Raw genomic sequence first — 918 nt, 5'->3', positions numbered from 1 at the left:
AATAGACCTCTTGCAAAAGTCATAGTTTAAGCTCGGAATTAATGATACCAGCAAACAGCTTCATTCTAAGATCATAGCGCTGACGACGGTTGCGATATTTATGAGCCACGATTTTAAACAACTTGATTAAGCCTATTTTGTGCTCAACCACAATACGGAACCTTGCCAGATAGTGATTGGCCTGTTTGCATATCTCCAATAACTGACCACCACGAGGTTTCTTAAATGGTGTGAAAGTTTGGTTATGTAGCTTTGCTAACCCTTGATAACCACTGTCTGCTAGATAGTTAGTATTCTCAGGTAACCAATCAGGACAAGTATCTTTATACAGCTTAAAATCGTGGATTGACCCTTTACAGGTTTGCACATCAAGTATCAAACCAGTTTGCCAATGAACGATAACCTGCGCTTTTAAGGTGTGTTGTTTTTTCTTACCGCTGTAGTAGTCTCTTTGGTTTTTTTTGGACGCTCAATAGGGGTTTCGGTAGCATCGACAATGACGACTGACCAATTGATGTCCTCATCGACACGACTAGGCAGCTTTTTAGGCAATTCAAACTTGCCAGAGTCAATCAGTGTGTCTTCTACTTTACGAATGATACGGCTAGCAGAAGACTCATGAATACCAAAGTCCATACTGATATGATAAAGCGTGCGGTATTCACGCCAATAAGTCAGGGCGAGTAGTATCTGCTCCTTAAGACTGAGCACACTTGGTCTACCTGATTTGGTCTTAGATGCTTCATGCTTTTGCATGGCCTCAAGCATGTCATAAAAGGTGGCTTTATGAATGCCAGTGTAGCGTTTAAAACCAGCGTTACTTTGTTTGAGTAGCTTATCTATGTTTGGCATATCTATTAAGTAAGTAGAGTTCAATAATATACTTTGTGTCTTACAACTACTTTTGCAAGAGGTCTA

1 protein-coding gene and 1 pseudogene are annotated in these 918 nt (G+C 40.2%); both read right to left on the bottom strand.

What is annotated here, in order from left to right; genetic code table 11:
- Positions 1–19 precede the first annotated feature (19 nt).
- Positions 20–403, bottom strand: a pseudogene (locus tag ACT3RN_RS15845) (transposase family protein); the annotation flags it as partial.
- 8 nt (positions 404–411) lie between these two features.
- Positions 412–876, bottom strand: a complete 465-nt coding sequence (locus ACT3RN_RS15840; RefSeq protein ID WP_444518840.1) for a helix-turn-helix domain-containing protein — start codon at positions 874–876, stop codon at positions 412–414.
- Positions 877–918 lie beyond the last annotated feature (42 nt).

Source organism: Psychrobacter sp. AOP5-GZ1-6, from assembly GCF_052376345.1.
Taxonomy (GTDB): domain Bacteria; phylum Pseudomonadota; class Gammaproteobacteria; order Pseudomonadales; family Moraxellaceae; genus Psychrobacter.
The sequence above is the reverse complement of the archived record's forward strand: the minus strand, read 5'-3'. Positions and strand labels throughout refer to the sequence as shown.